The organism is Streptomyces sp., assembly GCF_019510245.1.
Taxonomy (GTDB): Bacteria; Actinomycetota; Actinomycetes; order Streptomycetales; family Streptomycetaceae; genus Streptomyces.
The window spans coordinates 1-23820 of sequence record NZ_JAEKKT010000235.1; the positions used below are offsets into that span (position 1 = coordinate 1).

Sequence of the window (23820 nt, forward strand, 5' to 3'; positions counted from 1 at the left end):
CCGAGGCGGACCTGCTGGACATCCGTAACTTCGGTGCGAAGTCCATCGACGAGGTCAAGGCGAAGCTGGCCGGCATGGGCCTGGCCCTCAAGGACAGCCCGCCCGGATTCGACCCGACCGCTGCGGCTGACGCCTTCGGCGCGGACGACAACGGGAGCACGGGTTTCATGGAGACCGAGCAGTACTGAACGCTGCGCCGGGTCGCGGGGGGCCGGGAAGGCGGCGGAGTCGGCGATGAACACCGGCCGGCCGCCTCGCTCCCCGACGGCCCCCGGCGCTGACGCCTCGGCCTTGTCCTGCGTACGCGCTCGCCGGCAGGCGAAGCGCGTACGGCGGCGGCGTGGGCGACGGCGCGCGGAAATGCGTTGCGGCACACCGGTCGGGCCCGGGAATCCGTCGGTGGCGGGTGCAGCGGATGGCCGGGCCGCCGTCGGGGGAGCCGGTTTCGGCGAGGACGCGGCTGGTGTGGTTCGTCACGGTGTTGCGTCACGGTGTTGCCGCCCACGAGGGCCGCGGCGATCTCGGGGTCGGACCCACCGGGTTCCGTCACGGAGATCGGTCCGATCGGTACCGCGCCGCACAGCAGGTGGCGCCTCGTCGGCTGCCCTGCACCGGCAACCGCCGGGTCCGAAGCCCGTTTCTTGATCAGCGGGAGGTGCGCGGCCGCGGGCGGGGAGTAGCGTGGTGGCGAGGGCGGCGAGGAGTCGTCGTGCCCTCGGCGGCAGCCGCCCCCTCACCGCCACCAGCGGTCGGCGGCCTGCCGGAACCGACAGGCAGGTGAGTTCCATGGCCGTCCCCGACCGACCTCCTTCGGCAGGACTCCTGGCGGACGGCACGTACGGGTCCACCCGCCCGGAACGGGGCACCGGCGGCTCACGACCACCCGTGACCGCGGGGGAGTCCCCGACGGTACGTGGTGGTTCCGTGCCGGACATCCCACCGCCGTGCTGACCGGGCGGCTCGGTACCGACGCCCGCGTCGGCCAGGACCTCGACGGCTGGGACGAGCCGCCTGCCCGGGTGACCGCCGGCGGTCGCGCCCTGCGTATCGATTCGTCCGCCGTGGGGGACGACAGCGCCCTCGTGACCCGTGGCGGCCCCGGCCACTTCTCGCTGTTCGTGATCCCGACGGACGCGCCCCTGCTCTCGGCGAGGGCCGCGATGCCCGCTGCGGTGCGAACCGACAACCTGTGGCAGGCCGGGCAGATCCTGCTCGGCACCGGCGGTGGTCGGGTCCGGCCGGCCGGCTCGGCTGTTGCAGCAGCAGGTGCCGGGCCGCCGACGGATCGTCGTGGCAACCGGGCGGCCGGGCTCTCGCACGGCACCATCAGGGCTCCGGAGTTGCCGTGACCCCGGGGGCCGGGCCCCGGCCACGCAGTGTCCCGTGAGGGGGTGGGCGCCTTGGTGGAGGACGTGAGGCCCGGCGGAGAGCCGGAGTGGCGGCCGCCCACGGCGGAGCCGGGTCTGTGGCAGCGGGTGGTCGAGCAGTTGGGCACGGCCGTGACCGTGCTGGACCCCGCGGGGCGGATCATCGCGGTCAATCCGGCCGCCGAGCGGCTGCTGGGACGCCCGGCAGCGGCGGTCCACGGCCAGGACCTGCATGACCTGTGCCATCGGGACCCGGGGGGCTCCCGGATCCCACGAGAGCGTTGCCCGCTGCTGCGGGCACTGGGCGAGAGACGTTCGGAGCGGGGAGACGACGACAGGTGTCTGCGGGGTGACGGACGGCTGATCCCGATCTCCTGGTCGGCCACGCCGCTCACGGACGGCGGCGGCTCTGCGGGCATGGCCGTACTGATCGTCGAGGCCGCGCCGGACCGCCGTGGCCGTCGGAAACGCGCAGGGCAGGCGGAACGGGCCGAACACGAGGAGCGAGCCGCCCGGACGAGTGCTCTGGAGGATCTCGCCGAGCGGTTGACACTCGTCGCGGAGATCACCGACGTGCTCGGGCAGACCCTTGAGGTGGACGAGGCCCTTGCCCGGTTGGGCGGGCTCCTGGTGCCCCGTCTTGCCGACTGGGTGGCGGTGGACCTGCGGGTCGGCCCTCGTCAGGTGCACCGGGCGGCGGTGACCGGCCCCGAGGGCCGTGACGCCCGGCAGGAGGACTGGCACGGTCACCTTCCGTCGAACGGGGAAGCAGCCCACTCGCCCCTGGTCCAGGTGCTGAACGGAGGCGGCTCCGCTTTGCAGGACCCGCCGGACGTGGACGTACCGGCCGACTCGCCCCTGGCCGCCGTCCACAGTGCCTTTCTGGCGGCAACCGGCGCGACATCTGTCATCACGGTGCCGCTGGGCACCGGACGGAAGGTCACCGGTGCCCTGACCCTGGTGCGTACCGACCCGGCGCGACCCTTCCACAGCGGCGACGTGGACGTGGTGAGCGAAATCGGCCGCCGGGTGGGCCCGGTCATCGACAACGCCCGCCGGTTCGGCCGCCAGCGCGCGGTCGCCGAAGCCATGCAGCGCAACCTGCTCCCCCCGCTGCCCCGGCACGGGCGGGTCCAGCTCGCCGCCCGCTACCAGCCCGCTCCGGCCGGTTCGCAGGTCGGTGGTGACTGGTACGACGCGTTCTCTCTGAGGGACGGCACGCTCGCCCTGGTCATCGGCGACGTCGTGGGCCACGATCTGACCGCCGCGGCCGGCATGGCGCAGCTGCAGGGCGTCCTGCGTTCCCTCGTCTGGGACCGCACGGAGTCGACCGGTGCCGTCGTGGACCGTCTCGACGGCGCCATGCACGCCGTCACCAGCGTGCCGATGGCGACCCTCGTCCTCGCCCGGCTGGAAGGCCCGGACAGCGGCCCGTGGACGCTTCGCTGGACCAGTGCCGGGCACCCCCCGCCCCTGCTGCTCACGCCCGACGGGAACGCGCAGTACCTCGAAGCCGGGCAGGGGCTGATCCTCGGCACACATCTGCATGACGCCGGTCATCGGCCGAGCGCTGCCGTCGCACTGCCGCCGGGGTCCACGCTCCTGCTCTACACCGACGGCCTGATCGAGGCTCCCGGGAGCGACCTGGGGGCCGGGCTCGGCCGGTTGCGCCGGCATGCTCTCGCCCTCGTCCACGAACCGCTGGACACCCTGTGCGACCAGCTGTCCGCCCGGATGCCCCCGGGCAGCACCGACGACATCGCCCTCCTCGCCGTGCGCCTGCCCGGACCCCGGACCTGGGGCGAGCCGTACGCGACGGGCTGCGCGGGACGGGCGGCAAGGCCGTGAGGGTGTCGTCTCCGGCACTCCGCCATCCCCAGGACCGCAGTGTCCCAACGGCCCCGTCGTCCCGGACGTCCACTCGGACCGCTGCTGGGACGAATGGGACAGTCGCACCGCCGAGGTGGCCCGCGGGCCGGTCGCCCTGCCGGGCCGGGTCACCGATCTGCCGGCCCGCCTCCATTCGGAGCTGGAGAAGCTCGAGAAGACCGCGCCCCTGGCGGTCCTCCGGGCCGCCCGCCGGATGGAGGTCGTCGCCGAGGCCGCCTACTGGCCCGCCCGGGAGGCGAGCGGGGCCGAGCGGGCGCAGCGAGAGCAGGGCCCGGACGCCGGGCAGCCGCTGCCCAGCACGCCGAGGCTGCCGGCAGTGGCGAAGCCGAGGACCGGGACGGCGGCGCCCGCCGCCGCGAAGAGCCGGCAGATCCGGTGCAGCAGGTGCGGCTCGGCGCTCGCCGCCGACGCCGCCCGTCACCCGCCGCACCCCGCTTCGGAACCGACCCTTTGAAGACACCCCCTATAGGGCAACCGGGATGCGGGCCGCGGTTCCCGCACGGCGCCGTCGAGCGCAACCCCGCGCCGACCGACGCCTCGCCGCCTTCACCCCGACCGGAGGTATCGTGACCGTACCGAGAGCTTTTCGCGCAACGCGACCGGCGGTGCCGTTCCCGGCGAGTGACGAACGGGCAGTCGCCCGGCGACTCCCGGAACGGACCGCATAATGGAACCCGTCGGAACACCGGCCGAAAGCGATCCCACGGCCGAGGCACGCACGTACCGCATGCCCCAGCCACGAGTGACCCTCACGCCGGACGTCAGCCACGGCCCGCTGGACGGGGCCTGGTGGCCGCACTGCGACGCGCTGGAACTCGAACTTCCCGCTCTCGTAGGCATGCTGGAGCCGGAACCGGGTGCCGAGGTACGGGTCGCCGTGGACCCCGCCGAATGGCCCGACACCCCGTACACGGTCATGGCGCCCGGCCGCGAGATCGCGGTGGAGCCGGCCGGACCGGGAAGCGAGGCACACGTCATCACGCTGGACTGCGGCACCGTGGGGCGCTGGGTGCTCATGGTCGTCCCGCCCGAGGAGCCCGCCGGAACGGCGGCCCGGCTGCTGGCCGCCGCGGCCGACCCCGAGAACCCGCTGACCGCCTCGCGGATGCTGGCGCTCGCCGAGACAGGTCGCCTCGGGACCGCGGCAGGAGAGGCGGAAGGGGGCACGTCAGCCCGGGTGCGCTTACGGCCGGGTGCGGCAGACGACCTCACATCATCACTCCCCGCGGGCCGTTGACCGCTCGGAGTGAGGCGCCCGCGCTCTTCGACGAATGCCGCATCGTCCACGCATACGGAGAACTGGACGCGCAGACCGTGGAGCCGCTGGCCCGCGCTCTGGCCGAGGCTCGTGCGGCTCGGCACGGCCGGCTCTTCCTCATCGTGGACCTGAGCAGGGTGACTTTCACCGACTGCAGCATCCTGACGCCGCTGTGCGCGGCGTGGGCCGACTGCCGTGCCAGGGGCGGCTGGACTCGCCTCGTCCACGACCACCACACGACAAACCTGGTCCTGCGCTGCAGCGGTCTCCTCGACCGCTTTCCCGCGTACGCCAGCGCCCAGGACGCCTGGGACGGACGAACGGCCGACAACGGCACATCGCAGCGGCCGGGACAGCCCCGGTGACCGCACCGGCGAGCCGAGCCGACGCGCTCCCGGCGGCCGAGGACGACGGACCGCGCCGACATGCTGGTCCTGCCGCCGCAGGCGACCGAACGGGTTGCCGCATCGCTTCTCTCCACCGCCGGTCCGACACCGCAACCGTGCCGCTCCACGAGCTGAGTGCTGCCGGAGGGGAGAGGAAACCTGTGTCAGCAAGCCCATATATCCGTGTCTGCCTGAGTCAGGGTTGCCGCACGACACGGACGGCTCCGGCTCCTTCGGGGAGCGGCGCCGGGCCCGCCCGGGCCCTTTGCAGGGCGCCCCGGCTCGACGACGCCCTCCGGCTGAACCGGGAAATACGTCGGGACCTGGACGAGCGCGGCGCAGATACCTGGTCTCGCCACCACAGAAATACGTACCGGAGCGGGATGAGTATTACCGGAGGCCCCCCAAACGCCCGCCCTTTTCTCTCCGGCCTGTGTTAACGTGATAGCAGTTGCGGTTTTGGTTGCCAGGGATTTCTCTTTGCAGAACTCTCCAAGTCTTTCCGGAGAGGTAATCATCGCGGCGACTCGGCTCCGCAAAACGCGGAGTCCGGCACTGCCTCAAGGGAGATTCAATATGGCATCTGGCACCGTGAAGTGGTTCAACGCGGAAAAGGGCTTCGGCTTCATCGAGCAGGAGGGCGGCGGGGCTGACGTCTTCGCCCACTACTCGAACATCATCAGCAACGGTGGCTTCCGCGAGCTTCGGGAAGGCCAGAAGGTCAGCTTCGACGTCACGCAGGGCCAGAAGGGCCCGCAGGCCGAGAACATCGTCGCCGCCTGACACTGACGCGCATCGTCGCGAGCCGCTGGTTCGCGCATCACGGACTGGGGCCCGCACTCCTGGGGTGCGGGCCCCGTTCCATGTATTCTGCCCGCTTTCCGAATTTTCCGGACCGCGGCAAAATCCGGCCCGGACACAGAGCAGGCCGGCTCTCCGCGCTTTTTTCTTCGGCATTCTTGAGAATCCTTGTGCGGCTGTCACCGCCGGACGGAATTCCTCGATACGCCGCATCGAGGAAGGTTCCGCGATGAACCGCACCCGTCGTGCCGGCGGCGCTTCCGGCAGCCGTTTCCGTACGCAGGGGGCAAGCCTCCAGGGCCCCCGTCCGGGCACCGGACGAAAGACCGGCCAGGGCGCCCGCCCCGCCCCGCGCCGGCAGGAGTTCGCCCTGCCGGTCACCCTCACCGAGCCGCTGCCGACGGTTCGGACATTCGCCGAACTGGCCATGCCCGCACCGTTGCAGGCCGCTCTCGGCGCCGAGGGCGTGACCGTGCCCTTCCCGATCCAGGCGGCCACGCTGCCGAACGCGCTGGCGGGCCGTGACGTTCTGGGCCGCGGTCGTACGGGCTCGGGCAAGACACTCGCCTTCGGTCTGCCGGTGCTGGCCCGGCTGGACGGGCAGCGGGCGCAGCCCCGGCAGCCGCTCGCTCTGGTCCTCGTGCCGACCCGTGAACTGGCCCAGCAGGTCGGGGAGGCGCTCGCGCCGTACGCCCGCGCCCTGCGCCTGCGGCTCGCCACCGTGGTGGGCGGTGTGTCGATCGGCCGTCAGGCGAGTGTGCTGCGCGGCGGCGCTGAGGTCGTCATCGCGACGCCCGGACGCCTCAAGGACCTGATCGAGCGAGGAGCCTGTCGCCTGGACCAGGTCGCCGTCACCGTGCTGGACGAGGCCGACCAGATGGCCGACATGGGGTTCATGCCACAGGTGATCACCCTGCTCGACCGAGTTCCCTCCGGTGGACAGCGGTTGCTGTTCTCCGCCACCTTGGACCGCAACATCGACCTCCTGGTGCGCCGTTACCTCCACGACCCCGTCGTGCACTCGGTCGACCCGTCCGCGGGGGCGGTCACCACGATGGAGCACCATCTGCTGCACGTGCGCGACGCCGACAAGGACACCGCCGCGACCGAGATCGCCGCCCGCGACGGCCGTGTGCTCATGTTCCTGGACACGAAGCACGCGGTGGACCGGCTCGTCACACACCTGCTGTCCGTCGGGGTACGTGCCGCGGCCCTGCACGGCGGCAAGTCGCAGCCACAGCGCGACCGGACACTCGCCCGGTTCAAGGACGGCCACGTCACGGTTCTGGTCGCCACCAACGTCGCCGCCCGCGGGATCCACGTCGCCGGCCTCGACCTCGTCGTGAACGTCGATCCTCCCGGCGACCACAAGGACTACCTCCACCGCGGCGGCCGTACGGCACGCGCCGGCGAGTCCGGCACGGTCGTCACCCTCGTCCTCCCGCACCAGCGTCGCGCGGTGGACCGCTTGATGGCGGACGCCGGCATCGCTCCGCGTACCGTCCGGATCCGGCCGGGCGAGGACGAGCTGCAGCGCATCACCGGCGCCCGGACCCCCGTCGGCGTGCCCGTGACCCTCGCCGCGCCGGCCGACGGACGACGTGAGGGCAAAGGTTCCGCAGGACGGCATCGCGGGGGCAGCGTGGCCGCCCGGGGCCGCCGGCCTGCCCGGGAGAACCACCCATAGCCCGAACCCGGGTATGCGCTCCCTGCGGTCGGAACGGGCTGTCGTCCGTCCTGCCCGCCCCGACGACGAGGAGAAGCCCTTGACGCCGTTTCCGCCCCGAACCCAGCAGGCCGACAGTGCCCACGGCACCGGTCTGACCGCCCGCGACGCCATGCACGCTCCCGGGCCGCAGGTCGATGACCACATGGCCGTCGACGTGGCCCTGTCCGTGATCATCGGTGCACGCGTCCCGCATCTGCTCCTCCAGGACGAGGACGGGCGGTGCACGGGACTGGTCACCCGGGCCCAGCTCGCCGCGCACCGCGGCGGCTCGTGGTTCAGGGACCGGACGCGGCTGCGGGACATTCCGCTCGACCGCGGACCGTTCACGGCGTCCATGGCCGAGCTCGGCGAGGCGCAGGCCGCCATGCGGGGCCGGACCCTGGACGTGTCCCCCGTGATCGACGAGCACGGCTACGCACTGGGCGTGCTCGCTCTCACATTCTGACCGCCCTCGCACGGCCGATCTCTCCGGCGTTCTTCTTCCCCAACCCTGTGGAGGCACTCATGCGCTGTGTCATCGCCCGCTTCCCCTTCGACCTGACGAAGGGGGAGGTCGAACAGTCCATGAGCGGCATCACGCCCGAACCCGTCACCGGCGTGTCCGTGACCATCGACCGTCGCCCCTACCCGGTGATGCAGGTCGGGGAAGTGATCACCAGGCAGAACCGCCGGGACTTCACGGTGGCCGAGATGCGCCGGGCACTGACCCGGCTCGGCTTCACCTGCCACGATGCGCCCCCGGTCGCGTCGGCCCGGTACGCGCAGGACGAAGGGGACATGCCCGGCTGGTGAGGCTCGAGGGGGAGCAGGTGACGCCTCCTCTGCGGGTTGGGACACCGAAGCACGTGGTACTCGGATCGTGGCGGGCCGGGCGCGCGAACCGCGTCCCGTGAGGCCGATGGTTCGGCAGTGAGCCGTAAGTCGAGCGAGGCCCGGTACGACCCGCCCTCCGGTTGTCGCCGCGAGGCTGTCGGCGGCAACCGGCGTGGCCTGTCCGAGCCGCAGCCGGCAGTCCCGCACCTGTGCGCCCGCGCCCGCGCCTGGCCGCACGGCTCCAGGACCGCCGCCGACCAGACGGCGGACCCGCCCGCCGCCGACCACGCCCACTTCTTGGCCCTTCGCGGAAGTGAGGACCTCTGCAGGTCAGCACCTGCATGCCGGGCCGAGCGCCGTCGCTTACCAAGCTGAGAGCGCGCATTCGATCCCCGTCACCGGCTCCACGTGAAACGTTCTCCACCCTGCTCGCAGGCCGCAGCACCATCGCACAGCACGACCAACTCAGCGCCGTCATGCGCCGACGGCGAACTCTCCGGACGCCACTGCTCCGAACTCGGCGGACACATCGCCGGCTCTTTCGTGGCGGCCAGTTAGCCGAAGCGGCGACCGGCTGGAACGCCGACGCCGAAGTGAAGTGGCGCCGGGGGCATCCACACCGTGCGGGCTGTGGAGAATTTCACGAGCACCGGTTCGACCATCGCCCAGTTCCCGGACCTGATCGCCGCACTGGCCGCGGTCAAGCAGGCCACCGCCCAGGCCAACCTCGACCTTGTCCGGCGCGACCCGGACGGTTCACCGAGCAGTTCGTCGTCGACCCGGTCCGTTGCGGAGCCGGCACGGCCACCCACGCGGCTGCGACGCGGACAAGGAGGTGGGCGAGTCTACCGCCGCAAGGAAGCCGACAAGCCTACTGCTGCCGCCGAAGTCGCGGAATGACGGTACGGCGAAGAGCGAGCTCCGCGAAGCCGACCGCTCCTGGGATCAGCCGAATGCCTCAGTACGCGACGCCGCGACATGGGTCACCCGTGCTCGGCGAAGAGGTAAACGTCAATCCCTGCGAATCATGGAGACCTTCCTATACGGCCATCTCTCGCTGAGGCCGCCCCAGTGGTCGTCTTCGTAGTCGACCGGGCTCTTGAAGCCGCGCACCCTGCGTAGCCGTCGGTTGATGTAGAAGCCGTGGTCCAGGTCGCGATGCGGGAGTCCGGGCCTCGACGTGTGTGGCCTTGCTCCCGCAGTCCGTGGAATAACGACGGCTCACATCCCTGCCGCGGGCTGCCGCGGCCATGTGCAGCGTGGCAACGACCACTCGGCATCGTGACTGGCACTCATCACGTAGCCGAGCAGGCGGCGGGAGAACAGATCGATGACCGTGGCCAAGTAGCCTGCCCCCACCGGCTTCGATCGTCATGTCCCTGTGACCAGGCCCAGTTCGGCCGCGCAACTGCCCAGCTACAGACCGCCAACGGCACGCGGATCTGCAGAAAGAGCCGGATCCAGAGACACTCAGCCCGTGCGGCCATCCGCTCGCCGCACGGGCTGCCAGAGGCTCTTCGTCTCACCGCACGTGCGATCGGCGAAGCGGAAGAGTGCTGCCCGTCAGAGGGCCAGCAGTGCCTGTTCGACCACTTCGGTGAGGGCGGGATGGATGTAGAGGACGTCACGGGCGATCTGGTCCACGGTCAGGCCGAGCGTCATCGCCTGAATCAGGGGCTGGATTAGCGTCGCAGCCTGGGGGCCGATGATGTGCGCGCCGATAAGCGTCCGGTCGCGGGGGTCCGCCAGCACCTTGACGAAGCTGGTGGTGTCCTCCAGCGCCCAGCCGTACGCGGTGTCGGCGTAGTCACGAACCTCGATCAGGCAGTCGATTCCGCGCTCCCGCGCCTGTTGTTCGGTCAGGCCGACACTGGCCACCTGGGGGTCGGAGAAGACCGCGTGCGGAACCAGACCGTGGGCAAGGGTGCGGACGTCGTCGGGGTGCAGCAGGTTGTGACGCACGACCCGTACCTCGGCGTTGGCCATGTGCTTGAGCTGGAAGTGGTTCGTGGCGTCGCCGAGCGACCAGATACCCGGGACCGACGTACGGTAGGCGTCGTCGGTCACGATGTGGCCGTGCTTGTCGAGTTGCAGTCCGGCGGCCGCGGCGTCGAGGTGGTCGGTGTTGGGCCGGCGGCCCACAGCGACGAGCAGCGCGGCTGCTTCGATCGTCTCACCCGGTTCGCGCCCAGCGGCTCCGGCGACGTGGACCGCGACGCCGTGTTCACGGGCCTCGACGGACGTGACCTCGGTGTTCAGCAGGAGCCGGTGGCGCTCGGCGGCGAGTTGCGTGAACCGGGCCGACACTTGCTCGTCCTCCTGCGGCAGCAGCCGCGGCCCCCGCTGCACGATCGTGACACGTGATCCCAACGCACCGAAGACATAGCCCAGTTCCGCCGCGATGAACCCGCCTCCGACGATCACCAGGGACTCGGGGACCTCTTCGATCCGCATAATGGTGTCGGAGGTGTGGAAGGGGACATCGTCCAGCCCCGGGATCGCCGGTACCACCGGACGCGCGCCCACCGCGACGACGAACGAGTCGGAGCTGATCCGTTGCGATCCGACCTCGACCTCTGTCGGCGAGACGAAGCGCGCGGGTTCGGTGTAGACGTCCGTCGCAAGGCTGCGGTAGGCGACAGCGCTGTCGTGGAGCGGGTCGATCCGGCCGAACACCCGGTCGCGGATGGCCTTCCAGTCGACATGATCGACCGCGGCATGTACGCCCAGCCGCTTCGCCGACCTGACCGTGGTGGCCACGTCGGCGGCCACCACGAACATCTTCGACGGGATGCAACCGCGATTCAGGCAGGTCCCTCCGAACCGGGAGGGCTCCACGATGGCGGTCCGCAGGTGCGCCGTCTCCGGGCCGAGCAGCATATTTCCGCTGCCTGCCCCGAGCACGACGAGGTCATAGTGTTTCATCTCTTCCCATCTTCCCGGCGCGAGACCCGATGCGGTCGCGGTGGGCGAGGAGGCAACCGGAGCGGACCGTCGGCCCCATGGCACCTTGCCGACCATTTCCATGGTGGGCCCGCGGTTTCCGGCACCGCCAATGCCGATCTTCTCCTCCGCCATGCCGATCCGGCATGGACGGCTGTCATGCCTGCCATGATTCTCGGCATTCTCGACGGCTGGGCCTTCCGTCCGCGATCAGCAAGGCGGCCTTGACCGGCCCATGTCGGCCGCGCATTGGTCTTTGGAGCAGTGGGCGCGGACCGCGACCCCGCGAGAGGACCACGTCATCGTGGGTTCATGCCGCGCAGCCCAAAGTTGGCGGTAGCCACCAAGGAGACCTGCGCGCCGCCCTCCTGCCGGGCCGAGCCAAGGCGGCCCCCCTCGACCTGATGTCAGGGCCACGAGGCTGAGTCCACCGTACCCGAGAACTGGCCGCAGCCACTCGGCGGCTGACGGCGCCGGGCACGCAGCTGATCGAGGGCGGCCAGCACCGCGGAGAGGTCCGCGCAGGCCCGGTCGACTGCCTCGCCGTGCCGCTCGCCGCTGCGCTCCAGCGTCTCACCGCACTGGCGCCGAGCGGCGCGCTCTGCGCGGAGCAGACCGAGGACGGTCTGGACAAGACGTTCGTAATTCTCCTGCGCGATTACGCCCCTTGAGCCCGATGGCGTTCCGGCCTCGCGCCAGGAACGACGGCGCCCCGCGGCGCTGCGGCGGTCCCGGTAGCGACACGCCCGTTCACCTCGGACGATCCCGTACGGGGGCACTTTTCCCCCTCGCAGCGGGCCTTTTCGGGTCCGAGACCCGGCGACCCGTGTGAGGACCCGATCACCGGCCGTCCCGCCGACGCGGGCATCCGCACGGTCGCCAACGTGAGTGCGGCTCGAACCTGCGGCCGTACCGCGGACCGGAGCCTATCGATGACCCGCACCCGATGGGACAAGAAGAGTATGTCGGCATCGTCGAGGAGGCCGGTGCCGAGGTCACCCACGTCAAGCCGGGCCAGTTCACGCCACCTCGGACAACACCTGCGCGAACTGCCGTAAGGGATTGTCCGCACCGCGCGGTCGGTCTGTGCAAGGTCGTCGCCGCCTAGGATCTGCGTGCCCGGCGGGTCATTGCGATGAGCCGTCACGAGCCCCGCCAGAAACTGGCCGCTGAGTTCGGCGCGACCGACAACGCCTGCGAGCGCGGTGAGGACGGCGTGGCCCAGGCAGGGAGCTGACCGGCGGCATCGGTGCGGACAGCGTGTTGGAGTGCGTCGGCACCGCCGAGTCCATGCGGCAGGCCCTGCACTCCGCAGCGGTTCGCGCCGAGCGACAGGGAAACGGCGAACTCCGGCATCCGGCCCCGCCCGAAGGCGACTTCGAGGGTGCCGCCCCCGATGTCGAAGACGGCCAGGGGCACGCCTCGCCAGCCCATCCAGTGCCGCACCCCGAGGGGGGTGAGTTCGGCCTTCCATTCGCCGGGCAGCACGCACAGCCGTACGCCTGCCTCCTGGCGGACGGCCCGCAGGACGTCCGTGCGGTCGTTGCGCGTTGCGCACGACGGCGGTCGCGAACGCCAACGGCTCCGGCGCCCCCCACCGGGCGGCGATCTCCGCGGCCCCGCCGACCGCCTTGACCAGGTGTTCGGCGGCCTGTTCGCCGAAGTGACCGTCCGGTCCGGCCCGTTCGGACAGGTGAAGCTTCCACTCCGTGGTGTGCACCGGCAGCGGGACACCGTCCGTCACGTCCGACGCGACGAGCCGTACCGTGTTCGAGCCCGCGTCGACCACGCTCACTCTCATGCGGTCTGGGTACCCGGTGCGGTCGGGGTGATGTGGGGCGTGCGCAGCGCGGAACGGCCGTCGCGCCATGCCGCCAGCAGCCGGGCGGCGAGGCGGTCCTCCAGGTGGCCGGTCGCGCGGATCCCGAAGACCACGTCGGCGTCCAGCTGCGGTTCGTCCGCGAGGAGCCCGGCGACGACTTCGTGGCGTACGACCTGTTCGTGGACCGCGTCGGCCTCGACGTGCTCGGTGTAGAAGCGGACGGCCGCCGGGCCGGCGGCCATGCGGCGCAGGGCCTCGGCCAGGCGGCGGGAGGCGGGGGAGGAGGTGATCTCGACGGTCGCGAAGTGGCCGACGAGCGCTCCCCGCAGGGCCCGGTGCAGACCGAACAGGGACATCATGTTGACGGTGGCCAGCGCCTCGGCGGGTGCCGCGTCGACGTAGTGGCCGTAGGAGGTGTCCAGGCCCAGGTCCGCCATGAGGTCGGCGAAGAGCCGGGCGTGGATCTCGTCGGCGCGGCCGGCGCCGAACTCGTCGAATTCCACGGCGACCATCGCCGCCTTGGCCCGTCCGCGCAGCCGGGGAATCACCCAGGCGTGCGGGTCGGCCTCCTTGAGGTGGTAGAGCGAGCGCAGCGCGGCGTACTGGCGGAACTGGTCGAGGGTGCCGTGGTCACGCAGGAAGTGGGAGAGGCTGCCGTCGACCTCGCCGACCGGCTCCAGCTGGAGCTCGTCCAGGGCCCGGTCGGCGGTGCCGGACGCGTCGATGGGTACGTCCGCGCGCAGCGCGCCGAGGAAGCGGTCCTCGAGCCGGGCGCGCAGGGCGAGGAGCCCGGGATCCCATTCGAGGTCGTCGGGGACGCCGTCGAAGCCGAGGTAGTGCAGTTCGTAGAGGAGGTAGAGGGCGAGTTGGAGGTCGTCGCCGTAGGGGTCGGTCTCGGCGGGGACCGGTGGCAGCCCGGATTCCGGTGCACGCAGTACGGCGGTGAGCGCGGCCGAGAGCAGGCCGCGTGGCTGCGGGAGTCGTACGTGCGTCATCACGATGCCTCGTCCGGTTTCGTACGGCGGCGGTGGCTGGTGTCGCACCAGGGCGGGGTCCGGGTGCGGCGGCAGGTGCAGACGGCCACCGTGAAGCGCCGCGAGACGTGCACCTCGCCGTCGTCGCCGACGACTTCGACCGGCCCCTCCACCAGGAGCGGGCCGTCGCGCTGGACGCGGATCCGGCGGGGGCGTTCAGATGTGTTCGGCACGGATCACCACCAGTTCCTCCGTCGTCCGGCCGGCGCTGTCGGTCAGCAGGCCGCGTTCGCGTAGCCAGCCGAGCCGGGAGCACAGGACGCGGCCGAAGGGCAGCCGGGTGCGGTCGACGACCTGGGCGCGCAGCCCGGCCGCGTGGAGCCGGGCCAGGCTCTCCTCGACGCCGCTCAGGTGGGAGTGCACCATCAGCAGGCGCCCCGCGGGGCGCAGGACCGCCGGTGCCGTCGTGCAGATCCGGTCGATGAGCAGCCGGCCGTCGGGACCGGCGTCCCAGGCCCGGGCGCGGCCCCGGGGCGGGCCGTCGGCGGGCGGGGCCGGTACGTAGGGCGGGTTGGTGACCACGAGGTCGAACCGGCGGCCCGGCACGGCGGACGCCAGGTCCCCGTGGCGCACCCGTATCGTCTGGCCGTTCAGCAGGGCGTTGCACCAGGCGGCGGCCAGCGCCCGCCAGGAGATGTCCACCGCGGTCACCCGCGCGCCCAGCCGGGCCGCTTCCACCGCGAGGGCACCGCTGCCGGTGCCCAGGTCCAGGACCTCGGTCCGGTGGGTGATCCGCTCCCGGCGCAGCGCCCGGCCGAGCAGCCCGGTGTCGGTCTGTGGCCGGTAGACGCCCGGCGGGATCCAGCCGCGGAACCGGGGCGGGAGGACGAGGGACTCGGTCGCCATCGCGCTGCCCCCGGTCAGCCCTGCGCCTTCGGCGGCCGCTGGGCGGGCACCGAGACCGGCGCCTCGGCGCTGGAGGGTTCGGGGGAGGGCTTGGGCGTGGCCTTGATGACGAGGGTTTTCACGGGGCTCTCCAGAGTGCTGGGAGGGCACGGGCGGGACCGCATCCGGCCTGTCGTGTCACACGGGTACCCCTGGGCAGCGGTCGTAACGAAACATCCGCGTACACCGTCGACGGCGGCCCGGTGCCGCGGGAGCGACGGCTGCCGCTCACCGGTAATCCCGGCGGCAGCGACCGGATCGGGCACAAGGCCGCCGAGCAGTTCCAGCGCGACGCGTTCGGGGAAGCGCTCCAGCTGTTCGCCGCGGCTGCCTATCACGGCACGCTGACATCCGAGGCGGAGCGAGCGGCCGCCGTCGCGGTCGACGCCGTGGAACGGAACCGGATGCGGCCGGACGCCGGGCTGTGGGAGCTGGACGACCGCTGGTGGACCCAGTCACGGCTGAGCGTCGTGTGTGCGGCCTGCGGCGCCTGGCGGCGGCGCTGCCGGGCGGCACGCGGGCGCGCCGTGCCGCGGCCGCTGCCGAGGTGATCCTCGCCGAGACCCGGCGCCGCTGTCTGCGTCCCGACGGCCGCCGGCGCCGGGCTGAGGACGACGACGCCGCCCTCCTCACCCCGCTGGCCCGCGGCTGCCCGCCGCCGACGATCCCAGCAACGCCATCACCCGCCGGTTCATCGAGGAACAGCTGGCCGAGGACGGCCACCTCTACCGTTTCGTCCCGGCGGACGCCCCCTGGGGGAGGCGGAGGGTGCGTTCCTGCTCTGCGGGTTCACCATGGCGCTCGCCACCGACCACCTCGGCGACCGGACCCGCGCGCTGCGCTGGTTCGAACGGTCCCGGACCGCCTGCGGGCCGACCGGCCTGTTCCCGGAGGAGTACGACGTGCGCCGGCGTCAGCCGCGCGGCAACCTCCCCCAGGCGTTCGTCCACGCCCTCCTGCTGGAGTGCGCGGTCCGCCTGGGCGACGCCTCGGCGCTCCTGCTGTGAGCGGGGGACCGCCCGGGGAAGCCCGGCATGCCGCGCACCCCGGTGCCGGGGCCGGCCGCCTCGGGGTTCCTGCCGTACGACCACCAGGTCAGCGGTATGAGCGGGCCGCGCACGGGAACCCGGTCCCTCGGCACCCCTGCTCCCGCGCGGGCCGGTGCCCGGCTCCGCACGTCGGACCCGCTGATGCTGTGGTGCCTCGTCGTGGTCTGGCCGCGCACCGTGACCCAGGGCGCCCGGCTGCTGTTCCGGGTGCGCCGGGGCGGCGGAGCCCCGGGCAGCCGCACACGGCGCGGTGCCCGCGTGTCCGAACCGTCCGGTGCCCTCCGGCGTCGGCGTCACGCCGCCTGCGTCTCGTCAGGACGGTCCTCGGCCCGTAGCTCGAACCACATGGTCTTGCCGGTGGCCGTCCGGACACTGCCCCAGGCGTCCGCGAGCAGGTCGAGGAGCTCGATGCCCCGGCCGTCTTCTCGACCGGGTCCGCGAGTACGTCATGCGCAACGGCATCGCGGACCTGTCCCTGCGGCCCCTCGCCAAGGCCCTCGGCACCAGCGACCGCATGCTCCTGTACTACTTCGGAACCAAGGAACGGATGGTCGCCGAGGCCCTCGACATCTACGAGCGCCGGCCCCTCCTGCGCACCCGCGAGCTGCTGGAAGCCGTCGGGCCGCCCGCGAGCCCCGCCGACCTGCGCCGCTTCATGGAGGAGGTGTGGCGGCAGTTCAGCGACCCCGGCGTCCGCGCCGCATTCCCTCTCTACTTCGAGATCATGAGCGCCAGCGTGCTGCACCCCGACCGCTACGGGCCCGTCATGCGCGGCATCGTCGCCGAGTGGACCGGCCTGTTCACCTCCGTCTTCCGTGACCTGGGCATGTCCCGGGACCGGGCGTGCACCCAGGCCACCCTCCTGGCCGACGCCTCCCTCGGCCTGCTGATCGCCCCGCTGGCGGACGGCCACTGGGAGCGGGCCGGCAGAGCGTTCGACGCGCTTCTCGACAGCCTGGAACCCGGATGGCAGACCACGGCATGACGCCTCGGGAAGGCGATCAGCCCCAGGGCGTGCCGAGGAGCGTCCCCGGAAGCCGGCCCGGCACCACGGTCAGGACCGGCGGAGTGCCCGGCTGGGTGATGCCGGGCTGGTTGGTGCCCGGCTGCATGATGCCCGGCTGGGTCGTGCCCGGCTGGGTGGTGCCCGGCTGGGTGGTGCCCGGCTGCGCGATGCGCGGCTGGGTGGAGGGCTGGTTCGGCGTGGTGGCCGGGGCCTGGGCGGCTCCGGTGGCCCACAGCTGGTCGACGCGCGAGCGCTCGGCGGCGTTCGGGTAGCGGTTGGTGCAGGACGGGCCGGGGCCGCCGCCCGACATCAGCTCGCTGCACGGCCCGCTGTAGTCGTCGGCCAGGCCCAGGACGTGTCCGGTCTCGTGGGTGACGACGCGGACCGAGTCGTACTGCCGGCTCTGGGTGTAGTCGATGAAGATGTAGCCGCCGCCGTGGCCGTTGGTGGAGGCGTAGGACCCGCGTGAGTCGTTGCCCTCGTAGTAGGAGAAGTCGGCGCCGCCGGCCGCCTCCTTGAGCTTGACGTGGGACTCGGAGCTGTTCCAGATCGCGGCCGCGCTCGATATCTGCGAACGGAAGCTCGGGGCCCGGGAGTCGTCGTAGGTGATGGTCACCGCCTGCGCGGCGGGCTGGGCCGCGCGCTTCTGGGCGACCGACTTGAGCACGGCCTCGAAGAACGCCTTGTTGTTCGCGGCCTCGTCGCCCGACCCGTCGTACCCCGCCACGGTGGTACCGGAGGTACCGCGGGAAGCGGACGGGGCGGCGGCGGTCCGGGCGCTCGCCGGTGCCGTGCCCAGCACACCGGAGGCCAGGCCCACGCCGACGGCGAGAGCGAGTGCGAGGGGTCGCGCGGACGTTCGGGACGTGTGCATGTGGGGGGCTCCTACTCACTTGGTGACGCCGGGGCCCGGTGCGTGGTCGGTCTGCGTGAACACCGGTTCCGAACTATGGCGACGTCCTGTGAGGCGCCATTCTTAGAAGGGCTTTACAGGGAGCGCAAAGGGTCCCCGCAACTACGCCGCCTCGTAGGTCCCGGCACCTGGGCGGGACGGTGGGCGGGTCTCCGGTCCGTGCAGCGCGGCGGGCGGAGAAGCTGCCGTACCGTCAGAAGACGTGCGGGCGCGGGGCGATGGGCGTGCCGGTCGGCCCGGGGTGATTCCGGCAGGTGGGCCGGTGCCCACATCCCACCCAAGACGGACAAATGGCCAAATGTCTTCCATGCTGCGTCTACTAAGCGTGCCGGTTATGTGGTGGAACGCTGTGACCGACGTCATAAAACATGGGCTTCCGTTTATTTCGTGCTTTTCCGGCCGCAATTCGCCTGGCCGAGCGCCGCTCCCGCCCGGCTCCGGCGGGGCACGCTGGTGTCTGTACAGACCGACCGGGAGGTGCTGGGATGCGGTGGTGGACCGGGACCTGGGTGGTCGTCGGGGCGGCTGCCCTGGTGGCGTGCGGTGCGCCCGCGGGGGGTGGAACGGCGGGGAAGGCGTCCTCGGCCGAGCCCTCCGGCCCCACGTCCTCGGCCGAGCCCTCCGGCCCCGCCGGCCGGAGCCCTTCCCCGGCCGGCTCGCCGTCCGCCGCCGCGCGGAGCTGTGCCGCCGGGCATGCGGAGGTCACCGTCGCCGCCGGTGAGGCGGTCGGAGGGCGGCTGTGCGTACGGCCCGGGACGGTGGTGTCGCTCGTTCTGGAGCCCCGGACGGACGACCGGAGGTGGACGGCGGCGCGGAGTTCCGCACCGGCCTCGGTCCTGGTGTCCGGATGGCGGGTGGACGGGGACGGCACGGCGCACGCCTCGCTGCGGTGCGCGGGCACCCGGGGCGGTACCGCCACCCTCACGGCTCTGGCGAAGGCGCCGGACGTGGCGGGTGCGGCCGGTGCCGCGTTCACGCTGGTCGTGGCCGTGGTGCCGTATCCGCGGGAGGGGTGACCCCGGTGCGCTGATGCACCGGGGTCACCCCTCACCGTCGACGCGCGGTGGGCGTCAGCGGAGATCGCGGACCTTGATCGTGTAGATGCCGCGGCCGTGGGTGGCCGCGTACAGGGTCCTGCCGTCCGGGCCCAGCTTCAGCTGGAGCACGGCGACGGCCGGGAGCGAGCCGACCCGCTGCCACCGCGTGTGGCCCGGCGCCCGGTAGACGACGCCCAGGTCGGTGGCGACGGCGAGGCCGCCGTTCGGCAGGACGATCGCCGAGTTGGCCGGCACGTCGGGGAGGTCGGCGGAGATGTCCTTCCAGGTGGTGCCGCCGTCGGTGGACTCGAAGACGTGGCCGACGCCCGCGCCGGGGCCCTCGGTCCAGTGCCGGGAGAAGCCGTTGACGGCGAGGAAGACGTGGTCGGCATTCTTCGGGTCGATGGCGAAGCCGCTGAGGTAGCGGTTGGGCACGGTGGCGTCCGCCGGCAGGGTGATGTCGTGCCAGCCGGTGCCGTCCGCGTTGCCGACGGAGATGCCGCGGGCGAAGCCCTGGTTGTTGCAGGGGCCGCACCAGGCCGCGTAGACCTTGCCGCCCGAGGCGGCCACGGCGGTCGCGGTGCGGCCGGCGCCGAGGTCGTACACGCTGGTCCACTCGGAACCGCTGCGGATGGCGTAGCCGTGGGTCTGCACCCATATGTGGCGGCCGCCCGCGATCCACGTCGAGCTGTTCGCCGCGTCGGCCGCGAGCGGGGCGATGAACCGCGCCTCGCCGGTGGCGTTGTCGGCCGGCGCCACGTTGTACGACGTGGCCTTGGTGGCGTCGGTGGTCCAGCTGCCGTCGTTCACCGCGCAGTTCTGGGTCACCTGGATCGCGAGGTAGACGTACTCCTGCGCGATGTCGCAGCCGTTGGCGGGGTCGGTGAGGGTGTCGCCGCCGTCGCCGCCGAAGTTCGAACCCATGACCTTGTCGCCGCTGCGGAGGATCGACTGGCCGTTGTCCTGGAGGCCGCCCGTGACGGAGACGCCGCCGTGGTCCTGGTCCCTGCCGATGCCCACCGAGAAGTACTGCAGGGTGTCGATGGTGCCGTCGTTGAGGGAGGTCCAGTCGGTGGCGTGGCCGGAGGCGTCCTGGGAGCCGTTGACGGGGCGCTTGTAGACGCCGCCGTCGTTGCCGACGTACACGAAGCTCTTGCCGTGGTAACGGCCGATCGCGACGCCGTGCTGGTCGGAGTGGGTGGTCTGGCTGCAGTCGCCGGTCTGCTTCGCCGGGTCGATGGACCAGCAGGGGAAGGTGAAGTTCCAGTACGGGCCGACGGTGGACCAGGTGGAGCCGCCGTCCTTGGTCTCGTACACCTCCTCCAGGCCGGCGTAGACGTGCTCCGCGTTCGCCGGGTCGACGGTGAGGAACTGGTTGTACCAGGCCTGTACGCCCGGCATGTAGCCGCTCGTCGTCAGCGCCGAGCCGTCGGCGGCCAGGCCCTGGTAGTCGGCGATCTTCGTCCAGGGGCCGGTCGGGGCACCGGACTTGGAGACGTAGATGCCCTCCAGGCCGCTGTCCGGGTTGGTGTTCAGCTGCTCCGGTGACTGGTCGATGGCGTAGTAGCGGGAGCCGTCGGCGGAGCGGGCGAAGGTGACGTTGCCGACGTCGTCCGCATCGGCCGGCAGGTCGCCCAGTCCGCTGGTGATCCGGGTCCAGGTGCCGTCGGCGTCCTTGGTGTAGAAGCCGTTGTAGTCGTCACCGCTGCGCCAGCCGACGGCCAGCACCACCTTGCCGGGGTCCTTGGGGTCGATCGCGATGTCGTTGGCGATGTTCTTGTACGGGGCCGACGGATCGCTCGCCAGTGAGCCTCCCGGCAGGTAGTCGGGGTTGGGCGCGAACTCCAGCTTCCAGGCGCCGGTGAGCTTCCTGGTGGAGTGGCTCCACACGCCCTCGCTGGTGGCCGCCCACACCTTGCCGCCGCCGAAGCGCAGTTCGTGGATGGTGGTGGACTCCAGTTCGTCGCCGCCGACCCTGCTGCGGGCGGAGAAGGTGCCGTGGTGCGGGTCGGAGAGGACGTAGACGCCGCTGCCGAGGTAGGCGTCCACGTTGGTGGTGGCCTCGCCGGTGCCCAGCCACAGCCGTCCGGAGCCGTCGACCGTGAGCGCGCCGGTGGACTGGGAGGACAGCCTGTCGCTGATGGGCTGCCAGCGTCCGCCGCCGGTGCGCGAGCGCCATACGCCGCCGCCCGCGCTGCCCGCGTAGACGTACCCGTCGTCGTCCGCGGCGATCGCGGCCATGCGGCCGGTGACGTTGCCGGAGCCGCCGCTGGAGTTGGAGTCGATGTCGCGGTACCGGGAGTCGTCTGAGTTGTACGGGAGGTCGGTGATGTTGCGCCAACTGCCCTTGGTGCTCGGCAGGTTCGTCAGGCTGGTCCAGGCGGCGCCGTACGCGCCGGGTGCGACGACGCCGGGCGAGGTGCGGGCCTCGGCGTACTGGTCCGCGCCCTCGGCGATCTCGTCGGCCTCGTTGCCGTCGTCGTCCTCGGCCGCGGCCTTGGGGGTGATCGCGCCCACCGAATGTGTCCGGGCGGCGGCGAGTCGGGCAAGCGTACGGGCGCCGAACGGGCTGCCGTTCCCGCCGGGCGTGGCGCCCGCGGGTATCGTGACGAGTGCGGCGGATGCGGTGATGGCCCAGATCGTGAGCCACCGTCTCTTGCGGGTTGATGCTGACACCAGATCCTCCCGGGGGGCGGTTTTTACAGCCGACGGACAGCACCCGATCACCGGCGGCGGGGAGCATCCGGTATTTGGCCAAATATTGACCAGAACCTGTCACTCACGGCCCTCGCGTGGCGCGCAGGCCCCGGTCGGTGAAGGTGATCAGTCACTCGAAGCTCTCGTCGATGCCGGAGCTCCACTGGAAGCCGTTGTCCGCCTGCAGGGTCGCGAAGCCGTGGCAGAGGCTGCGGAGCGTGCGCAGGGCGTGGCCCACGTCGGGCTCTGGGATCCGGTAGCCGCGCAGGACGGCCGTGAACGCGTCGAGCAGCCGCTGCCCCGCGACGGCCAGGGGATCGCCGGGGCCGGACGGTTCCGTGCCGATCGTCGCGGCGTACCGGCCGGGGTGCGCCAGGACGAAGGCGCGGGCCGCGGCCGCCAGGGCGTCGCGGCCCGCGTGCCCCTGGAAGGCCGCGCCGACGGCGTCGGCGGCCTCGCCCAACGCCCGATCCGCGATACGCCGGTTGAGGTCCTCCTGACCGCCCACGTGCTTGTAGAGGGACGGGGTGCGCACACCCACCCGTTCGGCCAGCATGCCCATCGTCAGGTTGGTGAAGCCCACCTCGTCGGCGAGGCCGGCCCCGGCCGTGACGACGGCCGGCGGGTCCAGGCCGGCCTTAGGGCCTGTCCGGCGGATCATGCCGGAGACGCGGGGTCTGGCACGCCCTCCCCCACTGCCTCAAAGGCGTGGGGGGACCCCAGCGGCGTTGTCGTCGGTCGCCGACGTCCCCAAGCCTTCGGCCGGGAGGTGCCCCCACCGCCTCGACTCCCTCCTCCGCCTTGCAGCTGGACGCACCAGACCCCGCTCACGTGCACTGATGAGGCGCCGCTGCCTTCCTCCGACTTGATCCGCCGGAACGAACACCCCAGGCCGTTCATCTGGACCAAGACCGCCGACGAGATCCTGGACAAAGTAGCCGCCTACTGCCGACGAATCTCCGACTCAGGTCACTAGTGCTGAATTCCTCAAACGGAGTACACGTATCGGCGGGGTAGGACGCGGGTTGAAGGGGTGGGTCTTCCCCATACCCACGGCCGGGCGCGGGTATTGAGCTGGGCTGTTGCCAGGCGAGTGGCTTGGTCGATCTCGGGGGGTCCGGCGAAGGACTGGCCCGCGAGGGCAGCCTTGCGGAAGATGCGCCACCAGCCTTCCTGGAGGCTGAGCCAGCAGGCTCCGACGGGGATGAAGACGTGCCGGATTCTGGGGTGGTCCTCAAGCCAGGTTCGGGTGGACAGGCTGTTGTGCGAGGACAGGTTGTCGGTGACCACGTAGATGCCGCCGTCCGGATTGGCCCCCTCGGCCCTTTGAAGGAACTGCTGGCAGAAGGCACTGTTGCGGAACGAGGCGGTCATGGTGATTTCGTGTCCGTCCCACCCGCAGAGCGCCGTAGACCCAGGTCTTCTCCGGCCCACGGCCGTAGTCGACCTCGGACTTGATGCGGTGCCCGTCCGGTGACCAGCCCGGCGCCGGCGGGAACGTGCGGGGGATCACCGGTCCGAGCTCGTCGGCGCAGACGACCGTCGCACCTTCGGGCGGGCAGGTGCAGAGCTCGATGATCCGTGTCCTTTTCCCTCGAAGTCCACGTCTCTCGACCGGGTCCAGGACCGGGTGCGGCGCCAGCGCACCCCCTCAGCCAGCAGGATCCGGCGGACCTGGCTGCGACCGACCTCGATGCCCATCCGTCCGGCCTCGGCAGCCAGTGCGTCAAGGGTCCACTCCGGCGGCCCGCACTCATCCGCCGCGGCCAGCTCGCCGTCGCCCTGCACGGTCAGTCGACCTGGGGGCGGCTGTTTGACCAGGCCGATGATTCTCGGGCGTTCCGTTTCGGTGATCCGTCGCTTCCGGCCCTGTCCACCCAGGTCCTCGAGTCCGTCCAGGCCGAAGCGATCGAAGCGGTGCAGCCACCGGCGAACTGTCTTGGGGTTGCACCTCAACTCGTCCGCGATGGCAGGCACTCTCTGCCCAGCCCAGCTCAGCTCGACCATCCGGGCCCGTAACACCAGATCACGCGGCGCCTTACGCGCTCGCGCCAGCCGGTGCACGAGCCGTTCCTCGTTCTCGTCACGGCTCGGCCGTGCCCGTAACACCACCGTCCAGCACCCGCCCCGAACAACCGAACCGCCCCGTCACCAGGACATATACCCAGCGAAAGAGGAATTCAGCACTAG

At 71.7% G+C, this 23820-nt stretch carries 22 protein-coding genes and 5 pseudogenes; 16 read left to right on the forward strand and 11 right to left on the reverse strand.

The features are described from left to right. From JF597_RS45970 to JF597_RS46020, 11 genes and pseudogenes are all read left to right on the forward strand, one after another. A partial coding sequence (locus JF597_RS45970; RefSeq protein ID WP_294011083.1) for a DNA-directed RNA polymerase subunit alpha C-terminal domain-containing protein occupies positions 1–188 on the forward strand: 188 nt, incomplete at its 5' end. A gap of 741 nt (positions 189–929) precedes the next feature. After that, a pseudogene (locus tag JF597_RS45975) lies at positions 930–1349 on the forward strand (DUF5994 family protein); the annotation flags it as partial. A 54-nt stretch (positions 1350–1403) separates the two neighbouring features. Further along, the gene (locus tag JF597_RS45980) at positions 1404–3215 is read left to right on the forward strand and encodes a SpoIIE family protein phosphatase (protein ID WP_294011119.1); all 1812 of its coding nucleotides are present in this window, start codon (positions 1404–1406) and stop codon (positions 3213–3215) included. 115 nt (positions 3216–3330) lie between these two features. Continuing rightward, the gene (locus JF597_RS45985) at positions 3331–3711 is read left to right on the forward strand and encodes a hypothetical protein (protein WP_294011085.1); all 381 of its coding nucleotides are present in this window, start codon (positions 3331–3333) and stop codon (positions 3709–3711) included. Between the two features lie 273 nt (positions 3712–3984). Next, positions 3985–4494: a DUF5994 family protein gene (locus JF597_RS45990; RefSeq protein ID WP_294011087.1), complete on the forward strand. Its 510-nt coding sequence runs from the start codon at positions 3985–3987 to the stop codon at positions 4492–4494. Next, positions 4491–4880 (forward strand): STAS domain-containing protein, encoded by a 390-nt coding sequence (locus JF597_RS45995; RefSeq protein WP_294011089.1) that lies wholly within the window; start codon positions 4491–4493, stop codon positions 4878–4880. Before JF597_RS45990 ends, JF597_RS45995 begins: the two co-directional genes overlap by 4 nt. Positions 4881–5477: 597 nt before the next feature. After that, positions 5478–5684: a cold-shock protein gene (locus JF597_RS46000; protein ID WP_123975511.1), complete on the forward strand. Its 207-nt coding sequence runs from the start codon at positions 5478–5480 to the stop codon at positions 5682–5684. A 247-nt stretch (positions 5685–5931) separates the two neighbouring features. Continuing rightward, entirely contained in the window at positions 5932–7389 is a 1458-nt protein-coding gene (locus JF597_RS46005) for a DEAD/DEAH box helicase (protein ID WP_294011092.1), read from the forward strand. A 151-nt stretch (positions 7390–7540) separates the two neighbouring features. Beyond that, positions 7541–7876 carry a hypothetical protein gene (locus JF597_RS46010; RefSeq protein WP_294011121.1) on the forward strand — a complete coding sequence of 112 codons (336 nt, stop codon included), beginning with the start codon at positions 7541–7543 and terminating at the stop codon, positions 7874–7876. A 59-nt stretch (positions 7877–7935) separates the two neighbouring features. Continuing rightward, positions 7936–8223 (forward strand): SCO5918 family protein, encoded by a 288-nt coding sequence (locus JF597_RS46015; RefSeq protein ID WP_294011094.1) that lies wholly within the window; start codon positions 7936–7938, stop codon positions 8221–8223. Between the two features lie 651 nt (positions 8224–8874). After that, entirely contained in the window at positions 8875–9144 is a 270-nt protein-coding gene (locus JF597_RS46020; protein WP_294011096.1) for a hypothetical protein, read from the forward strand. A gap of 663 nt (positions 9145–9807) precedes the next feature. On the opposite strand, the gene JF597_RS46025 is transcribed toward JF597_RS46020, so the two are convergent. Then, the gene (locus JF597_RS46025; protein WP_294011098.1) at positions 9808–11169 is read right to left on the reverse strand and encodes a mycothione reductase; all 1362 of its coding nucleotides are present in this window, start codon (positions 11167–11169) and stop codon (positions 9808–9810) included. 857 nt (positions 11170–12026) lie between these two features. Here JF597_RS46025 and JF597_RS55840 point away from each other — a divergent pair. Then, positions 12027–12501, forward strand: a pseudogene (locus tag JF597_RS55840) (zinc-binding dehydrogenase); the annotation flags it as partial. Here the strand turns inward: JF597_RS55840 and JF597_RS46035 are convergent. From JF597_RS46035 to JF597_RS46050, 4 genes and pseudogenes are all read right to left on the reverse strand, one after another. Next, positions 12502–12988 (reverse strand): annotated as a pseudogene (locus tag JF597_RS46035) (Ppx/GppA family phosphatase); the annotation flags it as partial. Next, positions 12985–14004, reverse strand: coding sequence for an iron-containing redox enzyme family protein (locus JF597_RS46040; protein ID WP_294011102.1), 1020 nt, complete (start codon positions 14002–14004; stop codon positions 12985–12987). The pseudogene JF597_RS46035 and the gene JF597_RS46040, both read right to left, overlap by 4 nt. Continuing rightward, entirely contained in the window at positions 14004–14216 is a 213-nt protein-coding gene (locus JF597_RS46045; RefSeq protein ID WP_294011104.1) for a CDGSH iron-sulfur domain-containing protein, read from the reverse strand. Before JF597_RS46045 ends, JF597_RS46040 begins: the two co-directional genes overlap by 1 nt. Then, the gene (locus JF597_RS46050; RefSeq protein WP_294011105.1) at positions 14200–14889 is read right to left on the reverse strand and encodes a HemK2/MTQ2 family protein methyltransferase; all 690 of its coding nucleotides are present in this window, start codon (positions 14887–14889) and stop codon (positions 14200–14202) included. Before JF597_RS46050 ends, JF597_RS46045 begins: the two co-directional genes overlap by 17 nt. A 242-nt stretch (positions 14890–15131) precedes the next feature. Between JF597_RS46050 and JF597_RS55845 the strand changes: the two genes are divergently transcribed. After that, the gene (locus JF597_RS55845) at positions 15132–15479 is read left to right on the forward strand and encodes a glycoside hydrolase family 15 protein (RefSeq protein ID WP_366916545.1); all 348 of its coding nucleotides are present in this window, start codon (positions 15132–15134) and stop codon (positions 15477–15479) included. A 243-nt stretch (positions 15480–15722) separates the two neighbouring features. Further along, complete coding sequence (locus JF597_RS55850) at positions 15723–15935, forward strand: glycoside hydrolase family 15 protein (protein WP_366916546.1); 213 nt, start codon at positions 15723–15725, stop codon at positions 15933–15935. A 335-nt stretch (positions 15936–16270) separates the two neighbouring features. Here JF597_RS55850 and JF597_RS55855 read toward each other — a convergent pair. Next, positions 16271–16402 (reverse strand): annotated as a pseudogene (locus JF597_RS55855) (ATP-binding protein); the annotation flags it as partial. Between the two features lie 23 nt (positions 16403–16425). On the opposite strand from JF597_RS55855, the gene JF597_RS46060 reads away from it, so the two are divergent. Next, positions 16426–16962 carry a TetR/AcrR family transcriptional regulator gene (locus tag JF597_RS46060; protein WP_294011107.1) on the forward strand — a complete coding sequence of 179 codons (537 nt, stop codon included), beginning with the start codon at positions 16426–16428 and terminating at the stop codon, positions 16960–16962. A 241-nt stretch (positions 16963–17203) separates the two neighbouring features. On the opposite strand, the pseudogene snpA reads toward JF597_RS46060, so the two are convergent. After that, positions 17204–17857 (reverse strand): annotated as a pseudogene (gene snpA, locus JF597_RS46065) (snapalysin); the annotation flags it as partial. A 524-nt stretch (positions 17858–18381) separates the two neighbouring features. On the opposite strand from snpA, the gene JF597_RS46070 reads away from it, so the two are divergent. Further along, positions 18382–18912, forward strand: a complete 531-nt coding sequence (locus JF597_RS46070) for a hypothetical protein (protein WP_294011109.1) — start codon at positions 18382–18384, stop codon at positions 18910–18912. 54 nt (positions 18913–18966) lie between these two features. Here the strand turns inward: JF597_RS46070 and JF597_RS46075 are convergent, their stop codons facing one another. From JF597_RS46075 to JF597_RS46090, 4 genes are all read right to left on the reverse strand, one after another. Continuing rightward, positions 18967–21609, reverse strand: a complete 2643-nt coding sequence (locus JF597_RS46075) for a glycosyl hydrolase (RefSeq protein WP_294011111.1) — start codon at positions 21607–21609, stop codon at positions 18967–18969. Between the two features lie 151 nt (positions 21610–21760). Further along, positions 21761–22291 carry a TetR/AcrR family transcriptional regulator gene (locus JF597_RS46080; protein ID WP_294011113.1) on the reverse strand — a complete coding sequence of 177 codons (531 nt, stop codon included), beginning with the start codon at positions 22289–22291 and terminating at the stop codon, positions 21761–21763. A gap of 326 nt (positions 22292–22617) precedes the next feature. Next, entirely contained in the window at positions 22618–23004 is a 387-nt protein-coding gene (locus JF597_RS46085) for a transposase (protein WP_294011115.1), read from the reverse strand. A gap of 135 nt (positions 23005–23139) precedes the next feature. Next, positions 23140–23694: a helix-turn-helix domain-containing protein gene (locus JF597_RS46090; RefSeq protein ID WP_294011117.1), complete on the reverse strand. Its 555-nt coding sequence runs from the start codon at positions 23692–23694 to the stop codon at positions 23140–23142. Positions 23695–23820: the final 126 nt, after the last annotated feature.

Bases quoted from the DNA above. Each gene is read 5' to 3' on its own strand.
- JF597_RS46005 (WP_294011092.1), top strand. From the start codon at position 5,932: ATGAACCGCACCCGTCGTGCCGGCGGCGCTTCCGGCAGCCGTTTCCGT.
- JF597_RS46010 (WP_294011121.1), top strand. From the start codon at position 7,541: ATGCACGCTCCCGGGCCGCAGGTCGATGACCACATGGCCGTCGACGTG.
- JF597_RS46050 (WP_294011105.1), bottom strand. From the start codon at position 14,889: ATGGCGACCGAGTCCCTCGTCCTCCCGCCCCGGTTCCGCGGCTGGATC.
- JF597_RS45990 (WP_294011087.1), top strand. From the start codon at position 3,985: ATGCCCCAGCCACGAGTGACCCTCACGCCGGACGTCAGCCACGGCCCG.
- JF597_RS46060 (WP_294011107.1), top strand. From the start codon at position 16,426: ATGCGCAACGGCATCGCGGACCTGTCCCTGCGGCCCCTCGCCAAGGCC.
- JF597_RS46085 (WP_294011115.1), bottom strand. From the start codon at position 23,004: ATGACCGCCTCGTTCCGCAACAGTGCCTTCTGCCAGCAGTTCCTTCAA.
- JF597_RS46025 (WP_294011098.1), bottom strand. From the start codon at position 11,169: ATGAAACACTATGACCTCGTCGTGCTCGGGGCAGGCAGCGGAAATATG.
- JF597_RS46070 (WP_294011109.1), top strand. From the start codon at position 18,382: ATGCGGTGGTGGACCGGGACCTGGGTGGTCGTCGGGGCGGCTGCCCTG.
- JF597_RS46040 (WP_294011102.1), bottom strand. From the start codon at position 14,004: ATGACGCACGTACGACTCCCGCAGCCACGCGGCCTGCTCTCGGCCGCG.
- JF597_RS46015 (WP_294011094.1), top strand. From the start codon at position 7,936: ATGCGCTGTGTCATCGCCCGCTTCCCCTTCGACCTGACGAAGGGGGAG.
- JF597_RS55850 (WP_366916546.1), top strand. From the start codon at position 15,723: ATGGCGCTCGCCACCGACCACCTCGGCGACCGGACCCGCGCGCTGCGC.
- JF597_RS46080 (WP_294011113.1), bottom strand. From the start codon at position 22,291: ATGATCCGCCGGACAGGCCCTAAGGCCGGCCTGGACCCGCCGGCCGTC.
- JF597_RS46000 (WP_123975511.1), top strand. From the start codon at position 5,478: ATGGCATCTGGCACCGTGAAGTGGTTCAACGCGGAAAAGGGCTTCGGC.